Source organism: Oligella ureolytica DSM 18253 (assembly GCF_000373745.1).
Taxonomy (GTDB): Bacteria; Pseudomonadota; Gammaproteobacteria; order Burkholderiales; family Burkholderiaceae_B; genus Oligella; species Oligella ureolytica.
In genome coordinates this window covers 33,404-56,350 of sequence record NZ_KB892285.1, presented here as the reverse complement: position 1 = coordinate 56,350, position 22,947 = coordinate 33,404, and the positions used below count along the sequence as shown (strand labels likewise).

Below are 22,947 nucleotides of genomic sequence, written 5' to 3'. Positions count from 1 at the left end.
GTCTTGCAGAGACCCTCGAGTTATTGATATCGTAATTCGGGGGTTTTTGTTTGTGTATTAAATTTAATATACTGCTACTATATAGTGAAATAAATCGCCTCTCTCGGCTATAATCTAAATTTCCAGCTAGGCCCTTATGGGCGCATTATCAACATGTCTACAAAATACATATTCGTTACCGGTGGTGTAGTATCTTCTCTGGGCAAGGGAATCGCCGCTGCATCCCTAGGTGCTATTCTCGAATCCCGTGGCCTCAAGGTCACGATGCTTAAATTAGATCCTTATATTAATGTCGATCCGGGCACCATGAGTCCCTTACAGCATGGTGAGGTTTTTGTGACGGAAGACGGTGCAGAAACTGACCTCGATTTAGGTCACTATGAGCGTTTTGTTGCCGCCAAGATGCACAAACAAAACAACTTCACCACGGGTCAAATTTACGAATCAGTTCTTAGAAAAGAACGTCGCGGTGAGTATATGGGTAAAACCGTACAGGTTATTCCTCATATCACCAATGAGATTCAAAACTTTATTGTTCGTGGTGCCAAGAGAGCATTTGATGGTGAGGCTGATATCGCCATTGTCGAAATTGGCGGTACGGTAGGTGATATTGAGTCGCTGCCATTCTTAGAAGCCGTTCGTCAGATGAGTTTACGCTTAGGTCGTCATAATGCAGCCTTTGTGCACCTGACATTAGTGCCGTTTATTGCTTCTGCGGGTGAGCTCAAAACCAAACCGACACAGCATTCTGTACAAAAAATGCGTGAAATTGGCCTTTATCCAAATGCCTTGTTGTGTCGCGCAGACCGACGAATCCCGGATGATGAGCGTTCAAAGATTTCCTTGTTTTCTAATGTACCTCAAGATGCCGTTATTTCGGTTTGGGATGAAAATACGATCTACAAAATCCCATCCATGTTGCATAATCAAAAGTTAGACGAGATTTTATTGGATGCACTTGATATTGAAGCGCCTGCCGCTGATTTATCGAGTTGGGATAAGTTAGTTCATGCACTTGAAAATCCTAAGCACGTGGTGACGATTGGTATCGTCGGTAAGTACATGGAGCTGACTGAATCATATAAGTCGCTTATTGAGGCGTTAATACACGCCGGTGCTCAAACTGAGAGTAAGGTAGCGATCGAGTTTATCGATGCCACTGACATCGAAAACGATAAGATAGAGGTACTTGAGCGTTTAGATGCCGTGTTAGTGCCGGGTGGTTTTGGTAAGCGTGGCACTGAGGGCAAGATCAAAGCGATTCAATATGCCCGCGAAAATAACGTACCGTTCTTAGGTATTTGTTTAGGGATGCAATTAGCCACGATCGAGTTTGCGCGTAATGTCGCCGGTTTCGGTGGTGCTAATAGTACCGAGCTTGATCCTTCAACCGCTCATCCGGTCGTTGCTTTGGTTACCGAGTGGAAAGACCATAACGGCGATGTGCAGAAGCGCGATAAGAATAGCGATTTAGGTGGTACGATGCGTAAGGGCCTACAAACCAGTCCGGTTAAGGCAAACACCTTGGCAGCCAGTATCTACGGCGACGAGGTCAGTGAGCGTCACCGCCATCGCTACGAAGTAAATAACGTGTACGTTGAGCAATTGGAAAAGGCTGGTTTAGTATTTAGTTCTCGTACGGTTGAAGATAATTTACCGGAGATTATTGAGATTACTGATCATCCTTGGTTCTTAGGTGTACAGTTCCATCCGGAATTTACCTCTAAGCCTCGTACAGGTCATCCTTTATTTGTGAGTTACATTAAAGCCGCCTTAGCGGCTAAGGAAGCTTAATGAATTTAGCAGGATATGAAGTGGGCTTAGACAAGCCTTTCTTCTTAATTGCCGGTCCATGCGTGATTGAGTCACGTGCCATGATTATGGACGTGGCAGCAGAATTAAAAGCGGTCACTGAAGACCTGCAGATCCCCTTTATATTTAAGGCCTCTTTCGATAAGGCGAATCGCAGTTCCAGTGCCTCTTTTAGGGGCCTGGGCATGAGCGAAGGCTTGCAGATTTTAGCCGATGTACGCGAGAGCTTTGGTGTGCCGGTCATTACTGATGTGCACGATCAGAGTCAGATCGCTATGGTTGCTGAGGCCGTAGATGTGTTGCAAACACCCGCTTTTTTATGTCGACAAACAGACTTTATTCGAGCGTGTGCAGCTACCCTAAAACCCGTCAACATCAAAAAAGGTCAGTTCCTGGCGCCTTTAGATATGTTGCAGGTGGTTAATAAGGCCAAAGAAGCAGCGATTGAAGCCGGTGGTGATGGTAGTAATATTTTGGTGTGTGAGCGTGGTGCAAGTTTTGGTTATAACAACTTGGTCTCCGATATGCGCTCACTCGCTTTAATGCGCCAAACCGACTGTCCGGTCGTGTTTGATGCAACCCATTCGGTGCAGCTGCCTGGTGGTCAGGGGACCTCTTCGGGTGGTCAGCGCGAGTTTGTACCGGTCCTCGCTAGGGCGGCTGTGGCAGTGGGTGTCAGCGGTTTGTTTATGGAAACTCACCCGGACCCTGCCAATGCCTTGTCGGATGGTCCAAATGCCGTGCCACTCGACAAAATGAAGGCGCTGCTGCAAACCCTTAAGGTTTTAGATGAGACAGTGAAGTCTCAACCATTTCTTGAAAATGACCTCGGTCTTTGATTTTCTTAGCTCTTTAGCTGATTAATAACCTAGAAATTACGATTTTTATTTAAACAGGAATATTTCTAATGAGTGCAATTGTAGATATTATCGGTCGCGAAATTTTAGATTCTCGCGGTAATCCGACGGTAGAATGTGACGTATTACTTGAATCAGGTGCGATGGGTCGTGCCTCTGTGCCATCGGGTGCATCTACCGGTGCGCTGGAAGCACATGAGTTGCGTGACGGCGATAAGTCTCGTTACTTGGGCAAGGGTGTTTTAAAAGCTGTTGAGTATATTAATACTGATATTTCTGAGGTGCTTCTAGGCTTAGACGCACAAGAGCAAAGCTTTATTGATCGCACACTCATTGATTTAGATGGTACTGAAAACAAATCCCGCTTAGGCGCAAATGCCATCTTAGCGGTTAGTATCGCTGTGGCTAAAGCGGCAGCCGAAGAGGCCGGTTTATCGTTGTATCGCTACTTTGGCGGTTCGGGTTTATTCAGTATGCCTGTGCCGATGATGAACGTGATTAACGGTGGTGCGCACGCTAATAATAACCTCGACATGCAGGAATTCATGATTCTGCCGGTGGGTGCCGAGAGTTTCCGTGAGGCGTTACGCATGGGTACTGAGGTGTTTCATGCGTTAAAAGAACTGATTGATGCGCAAGGCATGTCTACAGCAACAGGTGATGAGGGCGGTTTTGCACCTAACGTTGAAAATCATGAAGCAGCGATTCAACTAATTCTTCAAGCGATTGACAAGGCCGGTTACGAAGCGGGTTCACAAATCGCTATTGGTTTGGATTGTGCCAGCTCCGAATTCTACCGTGATGGTAAGTATCACTTAGCAGGCGAGGGCGGTATTGCCCTAGATGCTGAGGGCTTTGCTAATCTGTTGGCTACTTGGTGCGACAAATACCCTATTATCAGCATCGAAGATGGTATGGCTGAGGATGACTGGGAAGGTTGGGCAATTCTGACTGAAAAATTGGGTGATAAAGTCCAATTAGTCGGTGATGATTTGTTTGTGACCAACACCAAGATTCTAAAAAAAGGGATTCAGCAAAACGTTGCCAATTCTATCCTGATTAAAATCAATCAGATTGGTACCTTGACCGAAACTTTCCAAGCCATTGAAATGGCAAAACGTGCCGGTTATACTGCTGTCATCTCTCATCGCTCCGGTGAAACGGAAGACGCAACGATTGCCGATCTGGCGGTTGGTACTAACGCGATGCAAATCAAGACCGGTTCTTTATGCCGTTCTGACCGTATGGCTAAGTACAACCAGTTATTACGCATCGAAGAAGAGTTAGCTGAAATCGCGGTTTATCCGGGTATCGACGCTTTTTATAATATTCGTAAGTAATTCAATAGCGTATGCGACTGCTGCTCTTAGTTCTTTTGCTTGCTTCTATAGCCATTCAAATCCCGCTTCGTTGGGGGGGATCCGGCTATGCGCAGGTAGATGTACTGGCGCAGCAGTTGGAACAGCAGTTACAGCGTAACAAAGCATTAGAAGCAAGAAATAATGCAATGCAGGCTGAAATTGACGATTTGCGGGATGGCACAGAAGCACTTGAAGAGCGTGCCCGCGTCCTGTTAAATCTGCTGGCTGATGACGAGTATCTTATTCAAATTGTCAGCGATAAAGAGCAGGGCGAGTAATTATTTAAATTAATGCCTACATGCTTATTGACCGCCTAGGCGGTCTTTTATTTTGTTGTATTACATACTTGAAATGCCGAGGGTACTCAGCGTATAATTAGAACGTTAATAATTCTCATTTACGTGGAGAGGGTATGTTTAAAGTTTCTTCTATTTTTGCGACAGCGGTATTAAGTGTTGCGTCTTTTAGTGCGATTGCTGATGAGGTAAATATTTATACCACGCGTGAGCCTGGTCTGATTCAGCCGCTACTGGATGAATTTACTAAGGACACCGGTATCAAAGCCAATACGGTGTTTGTCAAAGATGGTTTAACTGAGCGTGTCAGTTCTGAAGGGGCTAACTCTCCAGCTGATGTACTGATGACAGTAGATATTGGTCGTCTATTGGATGTGGTAGATGCCGGTTTAACTCAAGAAATTGTATCGCCAGAATTAGAAGAGCATGTACCTGCTGCCTTTAAAGACCCGAATAAGCATTGGTATGCCTTGTCTTTACGTGATCGTATCGTGTATGTATCCAAAGACTTAGATCTGACAGAAATGACTTATGAGGATTTAGCCGATCCTAAGTACAAGGGTAAGCTTTGTTCTCGTTCCGGTCAGCATCCTTATAATACGAGTTTAATCGCTGCTAAAATTGCCCATGATGGCGTGGAAGCCGCAGAAGAATGGCTAAAGGGGCTTAAAAATAATCTTGCACGCAAAGCGGCGGGCGGCGATCGTGAAGGAGCTCGTGATATTTTAGCCGGTATTTGTGATGTGGCGATTGGTAATGCTTATTATGTAGGTCGTATGAAAAACGCAGAGCCGGGCACCGATCAGTATCAATGGGGAGAAGCGATTAATGTGATTCGCCCAACCTTTGAAAATTCTAAATCTAAGGGTACTCACGCTAATATCACCGGTGCAGCCATCGCAAAAAATGCCCCTAATCCTGAAAATGCACTTAAATTACTCGATTTCCTGATTTCTGAAAAGGGTCAATCTATGTATGCTAAGAGCAATTATGAGTACCCGGTTCGTGCCGGCGTTGAGCTCGATCCCGTTGTTGCCAGTTTTGGTGATTTAGTGATCGATGATCTGCATATTCTTGAAATCGCTAAGCACCGCCAGGAAGCGAGTGAATTAGTTGATAAAGTGGGTTATGATCAATAATGATTTTTAGACTAGTTAGCTTGGAGAGTTTTAGTAGCACACATGTTTAGTCATCAAGCCAAGCTACAAAAGGTGCAAGGTTGGAGCGTAGGCTCTAGCCTTGCGCTTATTTTTGTTTTCATTGTTTTTCTGCCTATTGCTGCTTTAGCAGTGCATTCGATGAGTTCCGGTGTTGACCACTGGTCTAATTTGATGCGTTATGTATTGCCCGCGGCCACAAAAAATACCCTTATATTGTTATTAGGTGTGGCTGTTGTGGTGTCCATTGTCGGTACCACAACCTCGTGGCTGGTCACTGCTTTTTATTTTCCGACACGTAAAGTCTTAGTCTGGGCTCTATTGCTGCCGCTTAGTTTGCCGGCATATATTATGGCCTTTGCTTACGTGGACTTACTGCATCCTTTGGGGCCCATTCAAGGGTTTATTCGGGAGTTGTTGGGGTACACCTCACCCCGTGAATTTCGTCTACCCGATGCGCGTTCAATGTGGGGCGCGATTTTAGTGATGAGTATGTCACTATACCCCTATGTCTATTTTACGACGCGCGCGATGTTTATTAATCAACCGATGAATTTGATTGAGGCTGCACGTATTCTCGGCTGTACACCGCGTCAAGTGTTTTTTAGACTGATTCTGCCATTAGCTCGTCCGGCCATTGTTATCGGTGTGGTTTTGGCCTTATTAGAAACACTTAATGATATTGGCGCTTCCGAGTTTTTAGGCATTCAGACACTGACAACATCGATTTTTAATACATGGGTGGCACGTTCTAATTTAGGTGGGGCAGCACAGATTGCCTGTATTATGATGGGTGTGGTGGTGTTGTTAATTTTTATCGAACGACACGCCCGTCGCCGCCAACGTTTTAGTAATACTCAGCGTATGAGTACGGTAAAGCCACGTCAGCTTAAGGGGTGGAAGGGCATTGCTGCGATGCTGTACTGCTGGGTACCGATTGTGTTAGGTTTTATTGCTCCGGTCTGTTATATCAGTTGGGAAGCGTATAAGCGCTTAGCGCAAGGTCAAGAAATCTCTTCTAATCTATGGAAAAGTGCGTGGAACACAGTTTATGTGTCTATTGTTGCGACTGTTATTACGGTAGCTGTTGGATTGCTGATTGTCTGGGTGATGCGTGATCCGCGATTTAAGTTTAAGAAACTATATGGTCGTGTTGGTAGTTTGGGTTATGCAATTCCCGGCACGGTTTTAGCGATTGGCTTACTTACCCCTTATGCTTGGGCTGATTCAGCGATTGCTACTTTGATGACTTCGCTCTTTGGTTTGCCTCCACAACTCTATATTATGGGTGGTATTGCCGGTTTAGTGATTGCTTATATGGTGCGATTCCTGGCGATGACCATTGGATCGTTAGAAGCCGGTTATGAGCGAATTCCTCAGCAATTAGATACGGCATCGCGTAGTTTAGGTCAAAGTTATGGACAAACTTTTTTCCGAGTTCATTTGCCACTTTTAAAACCGGCCATTGGAACCGGCGCTTTATTGGTGTTTGTGGATACAATGAAGGAGTTATCGATTACGCTATTGTTGCGTCCGATGAATTTTGAGACACTGGCTACTTGGCTTTATGCTGAAGCGGCCCGGGGCACTTATGAAGAGGGTGTTATCGCTGCCTTATTAATTATCGCTGTGGGTCTCATTCCGGTGGTTTTCTTGGCGCGTAGCCAGGATAAGATAAAGTATTAATTATGAGTTTATTGACCTTAGAAAATATCGATGTTGTTTATGGTAATGGAAATACGCCTAATCGTGTTGTCCATGATTTCAGCATGGAGCTAGAGGCCGGCGAAATCGTTTGCTTCTTAGGTCCCTCAGGTTGCGGCAAAACTACCGTGCTTCGAGCCATTGCCGGTTTCGAACCGATTACTGCAGGTCGTATTCTATTGGATAATAAGGTTCTCTCAGTACCCGGTCGTATGCTGGCAGCTGAACATCGTCATATCGGTATGATGTTTCAGGACTATGCCTTATTTCCTCATCTTAGTGTGGAAAATAATATTCGTTTTGGTCTACACAAATGGGACAAAAAAGCGGCGACAGCGCGTGTCGAAGAGATGTTGGAGTTGGTTGGTTTAACTCAATTTATTAAGCGTTATCCTCATGAATTATCCGGTGGACAGCAGCAACGCGTGGCTTTGGCCCGTGCCATTGCGCCTCAACCAAGACTATTGCTTTTAGATGAAGCTTTTTCTAATTTAGATGTGGATACTCGTGAGCGTTTGGCCATGGAAGTGCATGAGATTTTAAAGCTCAATCAATTGTCGGCCATTTTAGTGACGCACCATCAGTCAGAGGCTTTAGCCATGGGTGATCGTATCGCTTGGATGCATTGCGGTTGTCTTAGTCGCTGGGTTGATAATAAAGATAAGCAAGTCAGCTTAGAAGATATTCGAACGGTAGGACCTGAGCTGATGGATCCGGATGCCAGATACCCCGACTATTGTCCCGTTGACTTATAAACCGCTTAAGTTAATCAGCAAGCATTAACTTAACAATGCTTGCTCTTCAAGTTCTGCATCATAGAGTTTTTTGAGGGCAAAGAGACGCTCACGCTTAAGAAACTCAGGGACGGTTAATGCAGGCCTGCCGACCTCCATCGCATCAATCGCAAAAAAATCAAATAAATCAATCATCAGTTTTTTGTGCGTAGCCCATAGCAAAGAGAGCAGTTGATCCGGGCTATATAAATATAAACTTAACTCCCGAATCTCACGTCTGGCAAAATCCTTTAAATTCCATGTAATAATAGAAATATTGTGATCCGGCGCTTTTTGTTGCATGCTGAGCGCACAGGCGATAACGTGGAAATCTTTTTTGTCACTATGACGCAGATTCTTTTCGAATTCATGGACAAGCCCCATATTGGCATCAGGGAATTGCCTTTGCATAAATTCCCATTCGCGTTCGGCAAACTCATCACTGACATCCCATATTTTGGGAATATTGCGTCGCCACTCTTCGCCAATATAATCACCCCAAACCGGTGCAATGCATTGGTGTTGTGCCATACGGATTAATAGCTTTCTGACCGTGTTGGAAATTAAAACGCAGGTATCTAAAACGACATAATAGGGAGGAGGAAGGTATTTGTACATAAACCGAAGATCGAAATATTCTTAGTTCTTAAACTGCCTTGAGTGTAACAAACGTAGTTTAATTTCTCAGTAAGGGTACTTGAAATTTTGGAAACTTACCCTATATTTCTATCATAGCAGGGAGTACAGAGCAGCTAGTTTATAGACTCAGCAATAGTATGGTTACTCCCAAAATTAAATTTTTAGGATGTATATCAACGATGAGATTCGATAAATTAACAACTAAGTTTCAGCAGGCGCTGGCTGATGCCCAAAGCTTGGCTGTGCATCATGACAATGCGTATATTGAGGCCGTTCATGTATTAATGGCCTTGATTTCAGATCCGGATAGCGGAGCAGGCAGTTTATTAGCTCGTGCCGGGGTGCAGGTTAACCGTCTACGAAGTATGTTAGACAGTGAAATAAGCCAGCTACCTCAAGTGACAGGTAATACCAATCTGCAGATCAGTCGAGAGCTTAATAATTTGCTTAATCGTACGGACAAAGAAGCACTTGATCGCGGTGATGAGTTTGTGGCGAGCGAGCTTTTTTTGTTGGCTTTGGCAGACGATAATGGACCGGCTGGTCGAGCTCTAAAAGCTGCCGGTATGAATAAAGCGGCACTTGAAAAAGCCATTGATGATGTGCGTGGTGGTGATAATATCACTGACCCTGAGGCTGAGTCTAACCGAGAAGCACTGAAAAAATATACCTTAGACTTAACTGAGCGTGCACGTCTGGGCAAGTTAGATCCGGTCATTGGTCGTGATGATGAAATTCGACGCGTGATCCAAATTTTGCAGCGTCGCACTAAAAACAACCCCGTCTTAATCGGTGAGCCGGGTGTAGGTAAGACCGCCATTGTTGAGGGCTTAGCACAGCGTATTATTAATAATGAGGTGCCTGAGTCGTTACGGGGTAAGCGTGTATTGTCACTTGACTTAGCCGCTTTACTGGCCGGCGCGAAGTTTCGTGGTGAGTTTGAGGAGCGTCTAAAAGCTGTCCTCAAAGAGTTATCTCAAGATGATGGTCAAAATATTGTCTTTATAGATGAACTGCATACCATGGTGGGAGCCGGCAAGGCTGAAGGCGCAATGGATGCGGGCAATATGCTTAAACCGGCATTGGCACGTGGCGAGTTGCATTGTGTCGGCGCGACGACCTTGGATGAGTACCGCCAGTATATTGAAAAAGATGCGGCCTTGGAGCGTCGTTTCCAAAAGGTATTGGTAGGTGAGCCGGATGTTGAGTCTACCATTGCCATTTTACGCGGCTTAAAAGAGCGTTATGAGGTTCACCATGGTGTGATGATTACTGATCCTGCGATTGTTGCAGCGGCTGAATTGTCCCATCGCTATATTACTGATCGCTTCCTACCCGATAAAGCCATCGACTTAATCGATGAAGCGGCGGCGCGTATTCGTATGGAGATCGATTCAAAGCCGGAGGTCATGGATAAGCTTGATCGCCGTATTATTCAATTAAAAATTGAGCGTGAAGCGGTTCGCAAAGAAGAAGATGATGCGTCAAAACGACACCTCAAGCATATTGAAGAAGAGTTAGAGCAGCTGCAGCGCGAATACAATGACTACGAAGAGCTTTGGAAAGCTGAAAAAGCCGCTGTTCAGGGCACTCAATCCATTAAAGAGGAAATTGAGAACGCGCGTGCAGAAATGGCAGAGTATCAGCGTAATGGTGAGTTTGAAAAACTCGCTGAGATTCAATATAGCCTATTACCGGATTTAGAGCGCCGTTTAAAAGAAGCGGAGAGTGTTGAGTCCGAGGAAAAGCCGCGCTTATTACGCACGGAAGTCGGTTCTGAAGAGATTGCTGAAGTCGTTTCACGCGCTACCGGTATCCCTGTGGCGAAAATGATGCAAGGTGAGCGAGCGAAGCTTCTCAACATGGAGGATATGCTGCGTCAACGAGTTGTGGGTCAAGATGAAGCGGTCAGTCTGATTGCTAATGCGATTCGCCGTTCTCGTTCCGGTTTGTCCGATCCGAATCGTCCCTATGGATCATTTCTTTTCTTGGGACCTACCGGTGTGGGTAAAACCGAACTGGCTAAGAGCTTAGCCAACTTCTTGTTTGACTCTGATGATCATCTGATTCGTATCGATATGAGCGAGTTTATGGAGAAGCATTCGGTTGCTCGTTTAATTGGTGCGCCTCCGGGCTATGTGGGTTACGAAGAGGGTGGCTATTTAACTGAGGCGGTACGTCGTAAGCCTTATAGTGTCATTCTTCTTGATGAGGTTGAAAAAGCGCATCCTGATGTGTTTAACGTGCTGTTGCAGGTGTTGGATGATGGTCGTCTGACTGATGGTCAGGGACGTACCGTCAGCTTCAGAAATACGGTGATTATTATGACATCTAACCTTGGCTCTGAGCATATTCAACAAATGCAGGATCAGCCCTACGATGCGGTTAAGGCAGTGGTTTGGGAGGAGGTTAAGCAGTCTTTCCGACCGGAATTCTTAAACCGTATTGATGAGGTCGTCGTTTTCCATGCGCTTGATCAAAAGAACATTGAGGCAATTGCAAAAATTCAAATTGCCCGACTTGTTGAACGAGTTCAGTCAATGGAGATGGAGCTGAAAATTACTGATGCTGCTTTAGCGGTGTTGGCGCAAGCCGGTTTTGATCCGGTATTTGGTGCGAGACCGTTAAAACGTGCAATTCAGCAAAAGGTTGAAAACCCACTATCTAAACTTATTCTTGAGGGTAAGTATGGAGAAAATGACGTGATTTTGGTTGATGCAAAGGATAATGAGCTTAGTTTTGAATAACTTAAGTGCTCTTTATTGATCAAAAAGATACGTTTTTATCAGGAAAACCTTTAATTTTAAGGATTAAGGGTTTTCTTGTATTTAAATTATTGCTAATTCATGTACACTGATATTGATTTCTGAATTACTTTGACATCGATAGTTTTAATAGTGCCAAATCTTTTGTCTTTAGTCATATTATCGTAATTTAAGTAAATTAGAATTCATTTTGTTATTTAGTTTTACGAGAGTTTTTACATGTCAAAAGAAAACGGCGTTGTTAAGTGGTTTAACAATCAAAAGGGATTTGGTTTCATCAAGCCTTCTTCAGGCGGTCAGGATCTATTTGTACACCACACTGATATCGAGTCAGATGGCTACCGTACATTAGAAGAAAATCAGGAAGTAACTTTTGTTGTTGCTGATGGTCCTAAAGGTCCTCAAGCTAAAGAAGTTAACCCAGTATCTAAGTAGTAGGTGGACTGATTATTAAGTTTTTCGTATCTTTTACGCTTTTGCGCTTTTACGTTTAATCTAATAATTCCTTAATTTACTTATTTATGGCACCCGGCTCGGATGTTCCGAGTTGGGTGTTTGCGTTCATGCAATTATAATTTAATTAAGATTCTTTTACTGGACAGAAGTAATGATAATTGTTATCATTTGCTTTTAAGATTATTGTCAGTAAAAGTAAAAGTTGTTTTAGACAACTTGAGTGAAATAAAAAGTGCAGCAAGAATCAAACTATAAATACCCTGAATCAACTTGGTCGGTCCGCCTATTGAGTGCAGTTTGTGTTGGCGCTTTGTTTGGCGGTTCTGTCATGTTGATTCACTACAGTCATGCGCAAAATATTCTTGAGCCTATCGATGCCGGTTTAGATGTTGTTGAGGTGGCATTTGTTGATGATGGACCTGTGCCTTTAGGAGAGCAACTGGATGATCCTTCTGCAACCCCTGAAGTAGAAGAGGCCCCTGAAGAAGCAGCGGAGCCTGAACCTGAACCCGAGCCTGAACCAGAGCCAGAACCAGAGCCCGAGCCAGAGCCAGAGCCAGAGCCAGAGCCGGAGCCTGAACCCGAGCCAGAACCTGAGCCTGAGCCAGAACCAGAACCAGAGCCCGAACCAAAGCCAGCGCCGAAACCTAAACCGAAGCCGCAGCCAAAACCTCAGCCGAAGCCGGTTGCTGAACCACAGCCACAGTTACGTTCTTTGAGTAATAACAAGGACTTTGGCACACCGACTGGTCAGCCTAATGTACCCGCGGCTGCACCTAAAGCCGGTGAGACAGTCAATGTGTCGGCTTTAAACTTCCGTCGTCGTCCGAATCTTGTCGTAGACAGAAGTCATGGTTTCCGTTCGGGCGATACAGTTAGTCTTCGTGTACGTGTTACTGTCGATGAAAGAGGTAAATTAACAGATGTCAATATTCTCTCGGGCGGTAACCCGCGTTTAAATCGTGATTTGATGCGTCAGCTTCGTCAGCAATTATCCTTTAATCCGCATAGAGTTAATGGTGTTGCTCGTAAAGCGCGCGGCGATTTTAGTATCAATATTCAAGTTAGATAAGAATTTATTTTTGTATTTTATTCATTATTTTGTAAGTGCATAACATGAACCCACTCAAAACTATCTTAAACCAATTGTCAGCTGAGCCTACTGAGTCAATAGCGTCGGTAGCTGCTGAAGCTGCAGCGCCAACGACTACTTCCACTGAAGCAGCTACGTCGGCAGCCACATCAACTAGTGCTCATGAGTCTGCTGTTAGTGGTGCCACACAGGCAGTGAATCAAGCCGGTGAACAAGTAGGTTCTATGGCTGATGCGGTAGCTCAAGCAGCAGGCGAGGCGACGACACAAGTTGCTGAGCAACTCGCGTCTCAACCCGGTATGTTAAGCTTTATTGAACAAAGTGATATGGTTGGTAAATCACTCTTTGTGATTTTATGTGTTATGTCGCTGATTACTTGGTACCTAATTTTTGTCAAAGGTATCTCCAATAAAATTCAAAGCATGCGCAGTAAGCGATTCTTAAAGCGCTTTTGGAATGCGAGGTCCCTTGAAGAAGTCTCCGAAGACTTAAAAACCAATGGCTATAACAATCCCTTTGGTCGTTTGGCTTATCACGCGATTAAGGCGAGCAATTATCACCAGCAGTATGGTTCCTCACGCCTGTCTGATGTGGGTACCGGTGCTGACTTTACGATTAGAAATATGCGTCGTGTCATTGATGAAGAAACGGCTCGTATGGAAAATGGTCTGACTATTATGTCTTCAATTGGTGCGACGTCTCCCTTTGTCGGTTTGTTCGGCACAGTTTGGGGTGTTTATCATGCGCTAATTAATATTGGGATGTCTGACGGTGTTAATATCAGCGAGGTAGCGGGACCGGTGGGTGAGGCGTTAATCATGACAGGTTTGGGTCTTGCGGTTGCTATTCCGGCGATCTTAGCTTTAAATGCTTTTGTCCGTAGAAATCGCGTGATGCTGTCTAAAATTGACGGCTTTGCGCATGAGCTATTTGCCTTTGTCTCAACCGGTACGTCTATTCAAGCCGCTGATGCTACCTTAATTCTCCCTAAAAACGGCGAGAAAAATACGTCACTTGGTGAATCAGTGAAATTAGCCGGTGGTGTTAATCCATATCCTCAATCTGAAAAGGAAGAGTAAGTCATGTCGTCTTTCGGAAGTTTTAGCTCTGATCGTCACCAAACGGGTACAACGGGTACGATTTCAGAAATTAATATGATTCCGCTTATTGATGTGATATTGGTGTTATTAATTATCTTTATGATTACCACACCATTAATGACGCATTCAATCAAGATTGATGTTCCTCGTGTCACCAGTCAGCCTGCGGAACAGGATCCGGAAAGCATCGACCTAGCGATTAAAGCGACCGGTGAGATGTACTGGAACAATGAGGAAGTGACGATGGACTCCATGCGCGAAAAAATGCGCGAATTAGTTGCCGTTCAAGAAGATAAGCCAATCAACTTACGTATCCGTGCTGATGGTGAGGCGCTTTATGAGCAAATTGCTCAGGTCATGGCGGCGGCGAGAAGTACGGGGGTGAGACGTCTGGGCTTTATTACGACGCCTGATATTAGTGCGGCAGACAAAGTAGTTGAAAAGTCAGCGACTGAAGCTACTACCAACGCTGATGCTAAGTCAGCTGCGCCGGGCGCAGCTGGCCAAGCGACAGCAGAGGCGGCAAATACTGGCAATACCGCCAATACTGCAAATACTAACGCCAGCGCTGCCGCTACGCCTGCTAACTAAAGATTTTCTTCTTTTTTGAGATCGTCGTGAGTGTAGAATTTGACGCCGATCTCAATTTTCTCTCTGCCGTTTTGGCGTCGATGGTGGTTAGTATCTCTTAGGGAGTAAATACAGCCACAATACTCTTGCTGATAAAACTCTTCGCGTTTGCTGATTTCAATCATACGAGCAGAGCCGCCACCTTTGCGCCAGTTGTAAGTCCAGTAAACTAATTCGGGATAGCGTGCAGCCGCACGTTGACCGCAGTCATTTATTTGAGCCATATTCTTCCAGCGAGAAATACCTAAGGAGCTGGTAATGGTGTCAAAACCGTTTTCAGCAGCATAGAGTGCAGTGCGTTCAAAACGCATATCAAAACACTCAGTGCAACGTATGCCGCGCTCCGGCTCCCACTCCATGCCTTTGACACGTTCAAACCAATTATCCACATCGTAATCAGCATCAATAAAATCAATGCCGTGTGCCTGTGCAAAGCGAATGTTTTCCTCTTTGCGAATCTCATATTCGCGTTTTGGGTGAATATTAGGGTTGTAAAAATAAATGCTGTAATCAATGCCTGAGGCTAACATGGCTTCCATGACCTCGCCTGAGCACGGGGCGCAGCACGAGTGCAATAAAACCTTGTTGCGACCTTTGGGCAGGGTGAGTATCTGACGATCTATCTCGCTAACTTGTGGGTTAGCCGGCAACTCGGGTTTAGCAATAATTTTATCGTTTAACTGAGGGCGATTAGCTTTAGTCATTAGAAGTTAACTCCGGTAAAACTTTTTTGGCATCAGGAAAGACAGTATTCCATAGGAGAATGACTGCTTGACGCTCTATTTTCATTAAGTGTGGTTTGGTGCGTGCGCGATCGTCACCCTGTAAACGCAGACTATGCTGCTTAGCTCTATATATTCGATATGTGTCGGCCACTGTATAGGCGAGATCTTGTGGTAATAGGTCATATTGACCGGCCATTTTTAAGAGGGCGATATTACCTAGGTTTTTAATTAGCTCGGGATATTGGTGACTATAAGCTAAGACAATATATTGCGTAATAAATTCAATGTCAACCATCCCGCCGGTATCGTGCTTTAAGTCAAAGAGGGCGCTGTGATTGGGATGTCCCTCATGCATACGCTGGCGCATGGCTATGATACCCTGCTTTAGTGTATCTAAGTTGCGTTTACGTATCAAGATGGATTCTCTAAGGTTTTCAAAACGCTGACCTATGTTTTGGTCGCCGGCACTGAATCGTGCCCTAGTCAGTGCTTGGTGCTCCCACTGCCAAGCAGAGTTTAGCTGATAGTTTTCAAAGCCTTCAATGCTCACGGCTAAGAGCCCGGCATTGCCGTCAGGACGTAAGCGAGTATCAATGTCGTACAAGCGACCGGAAGACGTCATGGTGCTTAACCAGTTAGTTAAGCGACGAGCGAAGCGAGTGTATATTTCTGACCCTTCAGCTGATGCATCATCAAATAAAAAAACAAGGTCTAAGTCTGACACATAGCCTAGTTCCTTGCCGCCCAAACGACCATAGGAAATAATCGCAAATTTAGGCTGATTAGGTAGACTGCTTTGATCGTAGCGCTGGCAAACTAAGGGCCATACTCGCCGTATACTTTCTTCGAGCAATTTATCAGCAAGTAAAGATAGTACATCTGCCAGATGCTCGACGGTAATCACACCTTCGATGTCCTGAGCTAATAACTGGAAGGTGACCTGTTTTTTTAAGTCACGCATCAGATTCATTTGTAGCTCCATATCGGGGCTACCGTCTTCCAGTAAGCTGGCATCTAGGTTGTGTTGTAGTTGATTAATGATGTCATCAAGGTTGATGGGTTCCAGCAGTTCGCGCCAATCAATCAGCTTGTCTAAAACAATCGGGTTTGTCGTGATGTAGTTTGCGACCCACGGACTCGTGTCCAGCATCCTGGCTATTCTGCTCAATACTTCCGGATATTCGTTTAGCAGCGCCATGTAGGAACTGCGTTGGGCTACGTTGTCGATTAAGTCAATGAGTCGGGAAAAAGTATTGATCGGTTGTTGCGTGTTAGCGACCGCTTGGATCATCTGAGGGATGATAGAGTCTAGTCGTTTCTTGGCCTGTTGATTTAGGCTTTTGATTTTATAGCTTTGCTGGAGCCTTTGTAATATGGGTTCTAAGGCCTTGTTAAGCGAATTATCTGCGATGGTAGAAACAAGGTCGGTCTGTCCAAGGTTGTCGTTGGTCGTGACAAGATGTACTGACGTTTCTTGTGCTTCGCTTGTTTTTGAGCTGTTAGTAGTGTCAAGCAGGGGGGCTGTGTTTGGCGTTGCTTCCGTTTCGACACCGGCAAGCCTAAAGGCTTCTTTGAACGTCGTACTGACTGCCTGTCGGTGCTTATTAAGCGCCAACTCAAACTTTGTTAAGTTTAAATTAAAAAGCTGTGCTAAATGCGCTAGACATTCTTCGTTGTCTGGTAATAAATGGGTTTGTTGATCATTTCTATACTGCAGCAAATGCTCTAATCTTCTTAGAAAGCGGTAAGCCTCCTCAAGAAGTTGTTTTTGTTCTTCGTCAATTATGCCGGTTTGGACTTCGGCTTCCAGCGCTTTGAAAAAATTGGCCTGACGTAGTGAGGGCATTTGTCCACCGCGAACTAATTGCGCAAGCTGCACGATAAATTCTATTTCTCTGATGCCGCCTTCACCTAATTTGATATTGCGCTGACTATCCAAGAGTGAACGACTTTGAGCGCGCTGATTCCAATCCTCGCGGATTTGTTCACGTAAGGTACGCAAAGCAGCCAGGCTGTCAAAGTCAATGTATTTTCTATAGACAAAGGGTGATTGAATACTCAATAATTGGCGATTAAAATGCTGGTCTTGGCTGTTTTTAAACGCCTTTAGCGAAATAGGACGTGCTTTTAGCCAAGCATAACGCTCCCATTCACGACCCTGCTTAAGTAGATAATCATTAAGACTCTCTAAGCTCCAAGCAAGTGCACTGCCGCCACCATCAGGGCGTAGCCTCAGGTCAGTTCTAAAAACATAGCCGTCAGCGGTTTGGTCCGACAAAATATTAGCGGTACGCTGCGTCAGTTTAGTAAAAAACTCACTATGACTAATAGCGCGTTGACCGTCGGTTTGTCCTTCCTGCGGATAAAGCATAATCAAATCAATATCCGAGGAGACATTAAGCTCTTGGCCGCCTAATTTACCCATCCCTAAAATGATCATTTCTATTGGCAGCTTTGTTTTGGGATCGATAGGTAATCCGTGGCGCTTGATCAATTGAAGCATGGCTGCTCGGTAGGCATGTCTAATTGCGATGTCGGCAAAATAACTCATTGCAGTGAGGACTTCTTCAAGAGTTGCCAGTTGGCAAATGTCACGCACTGCCAAGGTGCAAAAAACTCTTTTCCTCAACTGTCTGAGCGTCGCTTTGCAGTGATCAATCGACAGGATAGGCTCTAATGCCGGTTGCTCCAAGATGTCGCGCAAATCACCATGCCTTAAAAGATGAAGTCGGGATTGATGGTCATCGCTTGAGGGTGGCAGTAAGTTGGTAATTTCTGTATCAAAGAAAGTGTCAATCCTACTTGGGAGTAGGGGCGACTGAATATCCATGGCTAAACGATCCTCAAAATCGCTTTCTGCCGATAAGCGATTGGCTAGGTATAGAGACCAATTAGCGGCTTCCTGTATAAATGCGTTGGGCGCGTTGGAGAGGGTATCTTGCGTTGCTGCCATGTTTACATGCCTTAAGTTAATAGTGTCTTTAGCATATACTATTATCCTTTATATAAAATTGCAGTATGATTATTGCTGTCATTTAAATCATCGTGGAAGTCCTTGTGCCGAGCTTGAGCAAAATTTCCTTTAAATTATTGCGTATTGTTAGTTATCTCGTGTTGGTGATGCTGGCTGTTTTTGTGACGCTTAGTTTGTTATTGGTATTTTATGTTAGTCCCCGATTGGATCAATGGCGTGAGCCCATACAGGAAGTGGTACAAAAGCATACCGGGATGCCGGTCGAGTTCGGCGGCCTTGAGCTTAGATGGCGTGGTTTTAATCCCCAATTGATTGTCAAAGACATTTCTTTCCAAGAGTCAGAGTTACCCACGCCTGCTAAGCGACTACCACGTGCTTCTATTAAGGACTTACGTCTTTCTTTACAGCCTAGTCATACGTTTTGGAAGGATGGTTTAATCGGTGTTGAGCTTGCTCATGCGCAATTGCCTGTACTGATCGATCCTGAGGGGGATGTCTGGGTCGGGCAACACCGATTACCACTGGTTGATGTTTCCTTTAATGAGTTTCCTGATGCCAAAGGGCATGAACTCAATGATGTCAGTTTTATTGCCGCCTTGAGTAATTATTTCACTCAAGATTTTGGCGAACAGATTGATTTGCTGCGAGAGGATAAGCTTTTCTCTTTGCTGCGTCGCCTATCTGTTGAGGATGCGCTGTTAAGCATCAGGGATGCGTCTAATCTACCGACAGGTGCTTTTTTAAGTGAGAGTGAGCAGCAGGCTCAAGAGCGGCGAGGGGTAATTTATGATTTTACGCTGAACGTTAAAAAAGCGACGACGACAATCTCTGGAGGTCAAATCAAAAGCGATGTGTTGCTGCGCTCAGAGACTCTTTCTGCCAACGATATTGTGATTGATAATTTGATTGATTACACCCACCAGGATGAGCGGGGTGGGTCTAAGCCTTCGGGTTATTTAAAGGTGAGCAGTCGTTTTATAGAGCCTAGACAGCTTTTTGCTGATGCGCTCGACAAATTGGCTATCGATAAAGTGGTCGTTGAGGCGTTTGATTTTTTTGCTCAACTTGATGATGGGCATTGGCAAGCGTTTAAGGCAGACTTACTGTTGGGTGATTTTTCTATGCCTCATGCTGTGGCTAAACGTATAAGCCTTAGTGCAGAGGGTGAGGTTGCCGATGTGTTGGCGACTCTTTTTGACTATGGTCATCAGCATAGTCCACTTCAATTTACCGTCGAAATTAATGACGGGTGGTTATATGAACCGCTTAACTTTCGCCATGACTTTGCCTTAGCACATGTTGAGCTCCAGGGTAGTTATGAGTTGGATGATGCTAATTTGCCTGTGCTTTCAGTACGGAAATTAGCGGTTAATGATCCTAATATCAAATTAAATGCACATGGTAAATGGCATGCGGTTCCAACGACTGAGAGCGGTCATATTCAACTGGAGGGGGAGATTCATCATTTGGTGGCCTCCTATCTACCACGCTTTTTACCTAAGCTAATTGATGCCCGAGCCTTAGATTGGTTGGATGGCGCTTTTATCAATGGGACCTTGCACAATGGTCGTTTTTTAGTGGATGGCCTAGCAGATCATTATCCCTATGGGCAACATCCGGAGTCAGGCGTTAATAAAATAGTGGCTGATTTTAAAAATTTTAGTCTGGACTTTCACCATCAGGCAGAAAACGATAAGTGGCCTGTGTTGGAGATGGAGCAGGGCATTTTCCAATTTGTTAATGATGATATTTTGATTGATGCTAATCGTGGTTGGATGACTGACTCAGCGGGTGAAAAAAGTATTCACTATGATAACCTTCAGGCTACGATCAGTTCGCTTGAAAAAGAGTCAGTGCTGACGATCGATGCCAATGCAGAAACTGCTGCCGAGAAGTTTTTACACTTGATGAAAGAGACCCCTCTGAGTGCCTTATTAAGCCATGCACTTGATGAGAGTGAGGCTAAAGGTGATTTGCGTGCGAGCTTAACTATCGGTATACCGCTTGATGATATGGATTCTTCGACCATTAGCGGCAATCTCTATACGCACGACGCTGAATTCAAACTTAATCCAAGTTTTCCCTTGGCAAGTGCGGTGAGTGGTTCGCTCAGTTTTAATGAGAAGTATCTGACGATTAATCAGTTGGATGCCCAATTGGTCGGTGGACCGGTCGAGGTGAGTGGTGATATTGGTCGTCCTGGGCACAGCCTGCATATGACGGGGCAATTCAGTGGCGAGGGTATTCACGATTATTATGCCTTAAAAGGTTTACAGCAAATCAAAGGGCAGACACCTTATCACTTAGAGATTAAGTTTTTAGAGAACAATGCCTTTGACGCTCAACTGAAAAGCAACTTGCAGGGCCTAGCGATTGATTATCCTACGCTCTACACAAAAACGGCCAAAGAAAATGTGCCATTATCCGTGCAATGGCAAAGACAAAGGCAGCGAACGGGGGCCTATGACGATCAGCTACTGGTCAACTATGGTAAGGGCTCTGCGCAGTTTAATGCGGAGTTCAGTACCGGTGAAAATCAGGAGTTGCTTTTTAAACGGGGTGCGATTGCTTTCAATGAGAAGCCACTTCTGCCGGAGCGAGGGCTGTTTTTTCATGGTTCAATCAATGAGCTGGACATAGAGTCATTGACTCATTGGATAGATAGTTTTGGTTTTGGTGAGGGAGAAAGTGGTCATCAGTTGGTCAATAGCTTTGATTTGCATGCCGAGAAGATACTGTTAGGCGGTTTTGAACTGCCTGATGTACGCGCTAAAAGCCAGTTAGAAAGCTTTAAGACGATACCTCTTACGCTCTCCGGTCCAACGGTTAATGGCCGCCTGGTATTGACTAAAAGTGCCAATAAGATTGGTTTTTATGATGTCGATGCTGATTTCAACCACCTGCATTGGCGTGTTAATCACAAAAGTGACGACTTATACGCTGATGACAATGAGTCTATCAATAAGAATCGTATTAGCAGCATCGCTAAAACACCTTGGAAAATTAATCAATTAGGGCTACAGGTAAAGGACCTGCGCTTTTATAACTATCATTTTAAACATGTTGAGGCGCGGGGTGAGGCTGAGGACTTAATCAACTGGCGATTGGATAAATTAGCGATTCAAGATGAGGGAGGCCACCTCTATGGTGCCGCCTATGTGCGCAACAAAAATGACAAGCTCATTGCCGACTTGAATTTTAATATTAATACGATCGATATGAATGGATTATTAACTACTTTGGCGAGAGGGGAGGATCTGTTGACCGGTCAGGGTGATATCCAAGGTAGTGTGCAGATTCATGATATCTTAAATTTTGAACCAGACGATTTAGAGATAAATGCCTTGGGTATTTTGAATGATGGTTATATCAATAATGTAGGCAATGGGGCGACCAAGCTTCTGTCTTTGCTGTCGCTACAGGCGCTAAGTAAGTTGCCTGAGATGAAGAAGATTTTTATCAATCAAGGGACAAACTCAATGAATTATAGCTATTTGCGCTTCCATCTAGGACTCAAAGAAGGGCGCTTATGGTTACCGGACTTCAGATTGGATAGTCCGCTCATTGCGTTGGTCGCTCAGGGTCAGGGTAACTTACGAACAGACGCCATTGATTTGGATGTCGTTGCGGTGCCGCGTTTGGATATGAGTGGCGCAGCTGTATTAACCGGGGTGTTGGTCAATCCTGCCGTTGGTGTCGCAGCATTTTTATCTCAATGGCTACTGCGCAGTCCGATGGAGCAAGGCTTAACACAACGCTTTAAGGTTAGCGGTAAGCTGGACGAAATTGAAATTAATGGGGTGCCTGTTGACCTGGGCAAGGGGGCGGAAGCTGAGGGTACAAAAATGGCCCGGATACAGATGCTGGAAGCGATGATTGACTTAGTTCCGGAAGAGCAAACAAAAGCCCCAGTACCCATTATTATTGAGCCTGGGGCCAGTGAAGCTGACAAAGTAGAATCTGCAACGATGAATTAGCAGTTAAGCTTAATTATCAGGTATTAGGCGCTTTTCTTAGCAAATAATAAGCGGTCAAAAATTAAACCACCAAACATGCTGAGCGCTGCAATAGCAGCCCAAGGAGCAGCTACGTTTTGGAAGGCAATGAGGTATAAAGCGGTACCGGTCAGCATGCCGATGACTGCACGCAATGCTAAGTAGGCGAAGTTTTCATCACTCAGTTGGCAGCAAGCATCCCCTAAGCTGGCAAAGCGGAGTTCGGATTGGTTGGTAAGGCAGCCTTTAGCTACCATGATAAGTGCACCAATGGCGCCGAAAAACATTGACAAGAAGCTGACTGACCATGTAATTAATGCGATAAATAAGCCAAAAACAATTAATCCAATAACAAAGGTACCATTGCTAAAAATGGTCTTTTTAGGGGGCGTGTTAGGTACTTCCTTGTCACCCTCTAGGTTTGTCGGGTTGTTTTCAGTGGGGTCGACTTGATTTTCGTTCATGATTACTCCTCTTTAGAATAGCTGGCAGGTAGGTACTAGTGTATTCCTACAATTAATGGTGAGTATAGATTGTATAGGCATCAGCAGTGCCACTCAAATCTGATGCTGCAATGCTGGCTGTATTTCAAAAAGTATTTTACACAGAA

The 22,947-nt window shown here is 44.8% G+C and carries 17 protein-coding genes; 13 read left to right on the top strand and 4 right to left on the bottom strand.

Annotated features, from left to right (window positions below):
- The first annotated feature begins 153 nt into the window (after positions 1 to 153).
- From B092_RS0102885 to B092_RS0102855, 7 genes are all read left to right on the top strand, one after another.
- On the top strand, positions 154 to 1,794 hold the full coding sequence (locus B092_RS0102885; protein ID WP_026253564.1) for a CTP synthase: 1,641 nt from the start codon (positions 154 to 156) through the stop codon (positions 1,792 to 1,794).
- Positions 1,794 to 2,651: a 3-deoxy-8-phosphooctulonate synthase gene (gene kdsA / locus B092_RS0102880; protein WP_018573741.1), complete on the top strand. Its 858-nt coding sequence runs from the start codon at positions 1,794 to 1,796 to the stop codon at positions 2,649 to 2,651. The genes B092_RS0102885 and kdsA overlap by 1 nt, the downstream gene beginning before the upstream one ends.
- A gap of 68 nt (positions 2,652 to 2,719) precedes the next feature.
- On the top strand, positions 2,720 to 4,009 hold the full coding sequence (gene eno, locus B092_RS0102875) for a phosphopyruvate hydratase (RefSeq protein ID WP_018573740.1): 1,290 nt from the start codon (positions 2,720 to 2,722) through the stop codon (positions 4,007 to 4,009).
- A gap of 11 nt (positions 4,010 to 4,020) precedes the next feature.
- A complete protein-coding gene (locus B092_RS0102870) occupies positions 4,021 to 4,308 on the top strand; it encodes a septum formation initiator family protein (protein ID WP_018573739.1) in 288 nt (95 codons plus the stop codon).
- A gap of 134 nt (positions 4,309 to 4,442) precedes the next feature.
- Positions 4,443 to 5,465, top strand: coding sequence for an extracellular solute-binding protein (locus B092_RS0102865; RefSeq protein ID WP_018573738.1), 1,023 nt, complete (start codon positions 4,443 to 4,445; stop codon positions 5,463 to 5,465).
- A gap of 42 nt (positions 5,466 to 5,507) precedes the next feature.
- Positions 5,508 to 7,169 carry an ABC transporter permease gene (locus tag B092_RS0102860; protein WP_018573737.1) on the top strand — a complete coding sequence of 554 codons (1,662 nt, stop codon included), beginning with the start codon at positions 5,508 to 5,510 and terminating at the stop codon, positions 7,167 to 7,169.
- A gap of 2 nt (positions 7,170 to 7,171) precedes the next feature.
- Positions 7,172 to 7,942 (top strand): ABC transporter ATP-binding protein, encoded by a 771-nt coding sequence (locus B092_RS0102855; protein ID WP_018573736.1) that lies wholly within the window; start codon positions 7,172 to 7,174, stop codon positions 7,940 to 7,942.
- Between the two features lie 24 nt (positions 7,943 to 7,966).
- Here B092_RS0102855 and B092_RS0102850 read toward each other — a convergent pair whose 3' ends face one another.
- The gene (locus B092_RS0102850; protein ID WP_018573735.1) at positions 7,967 to 8,578 is read right to left on the bottom strand and encodes a PIN domain-containing protein; all 612 of its coding nucleotides are present in this window, start codon (positions 8,576 to 8,578) and stop codon (positions 7,967 to 7,969) included.
- 200 nt (positions 8,579 to 8,778) lie between these two features.
- On the opposite strand from B092_RS0102850, the gene clpB reads away from it, so the two are divergent.
- The 5 genes from clpB (at position 8,779) to B092_RS0102825 (ending at position 14,604) form a co-directional block, all read left to right on the top strand.
- A complete protein-coding gene (gene clpB / locus B092_RS0102845) occupies positions 8,779 to 11,346 on the top strand; it encodes an ATP-dependent chaperone ClpB (RefSeq protein ID WP_018573734.1) in 2,568 nt (855 codons plus the stop codon).
- Between the two features lie 237 nt (positions 11,347 to 11,583).
- The gene (locus tag B092_RS0102840; RefSeq protein WP_018573733.1) at positions 11,584 to 11,799 is read left to right on the top strand and encodes a cold-shock protein; all 216 of its coding nucleotides are present in this window, start codon (positions 11,584 to 11,586) and stop codon (positions 11,797 to 11,799) included.
- Between the two features lie 253 nt (positions 11,800 to 12,052).
- Positions 12,053 to 12,892 (top strand): energy transducer TonB, encoded by an 840-nt coding sequence (locus tag B092_RS0102835; RefSeq protein ID WP_232244197.1) that lies wholly within the window; start codon positions 12,053 to 12,055, stop codon positions 12,890 to 12,892.
- Positions 12,893 to 12,936: 44 nt separating this feature from the next.
- The gene (locus B092_RS0102830) at positions 12,937 to 13,992 is read left to right on the top strand and encodes a MotA/TolQ/ExbB proton channel family protein (protein WP_018573731.1); all 1,056 of its coding nucleotides are present in this window, start codon (positions 12,937 to 12,939) and stop codon (positions 13,990 to 13,992) included.
- 3 nt (positions 13,993 to 13,995) lie between these two features.
- Positions 13,996 to 14,604, top strand: a complete 609-nt coding sequence (locus B092_RS0102825; protein ID WP_018573730.1) for an ExbD/TolR family protein — start codon at positions 13,996 to 13,998, stop codon at positions 14,602 to 14,604.
- On the opposite strand, the gene B092_RS0102820 is transcribed toward B092_RS0102825, so the two are convergent.
- Both B092_RS0102820 and glnE read right to left on the bottom strand, forming a co-directional pair.
- Positions 14,601 to 15,347, bottom strand: coding sequence for an epoxyqueuosine reductase QueH (locus tag B092_RS0102820; RefSeq protein WP_018573729.1), 747 nt, complete (start codon positions 15,345 to 15,347; stop codon positions 14,601 to 14,603). The two genes, B092_RS0102825 and B092_RS0102820, sit on opposite strands and share 4 nt — an antisense overlap.
- The gene (gene glnE / locus B092_RS0102815) at positions 15,340 to 18,321 is read right to left on the bottom strand and encodes a bifunctional [glutamate--ammonia ligase]-adenylyl-L-tyrosine phosphorylase/[glutamate--ammonia-ligase] adenylyltransferase (RefSeq protein WP_018573728.1); all 2,982 of its coding nucleotides are present in this window, start codon (positions 18,319 to 18,321) and stop codon (positions 15,340 to 15,342) included. The genes B092_RS0102820 and glnE overlap by 8 nt, the downstream gene beginning before the upstream one ends.
- Positions 18,322 to 18,425: 104 nt before the next feature.
- On the opposite strand from glnE, the gene B092_RS0102810 reads away from it, so the two are divergent.
- Positions 18,426 to 22,319, top strand: a complete 3,894-nt coding sequence (locus B092_RS0102810) for a YhdP family phospholipid transporter (RefSeq protein WP_018573727.1) — start codon at positions 18,426 to 18,428, stop codon at positions 22,317 to 22,319.
- Positions 22,320 to 22,342: 23 nt separating this feature from the next.
- Here B092_RS0102810 and B092_RS0102805 read toward each other — a convergent pair whose 3' ends face one another.
- Positions 22,343 to 22,801, bottom strand: a complete 459-nt coding sequence (locus B092_RS0102805) for a hypothetical protein (RefSeq protein ID WP_018573726.1) — start codon at positions 22,799 to 22,801, stop codon at positions 22,343 to 22,345.
- Positions 22,802 to 22,947 lie beyond the last annotated feature (146 nt).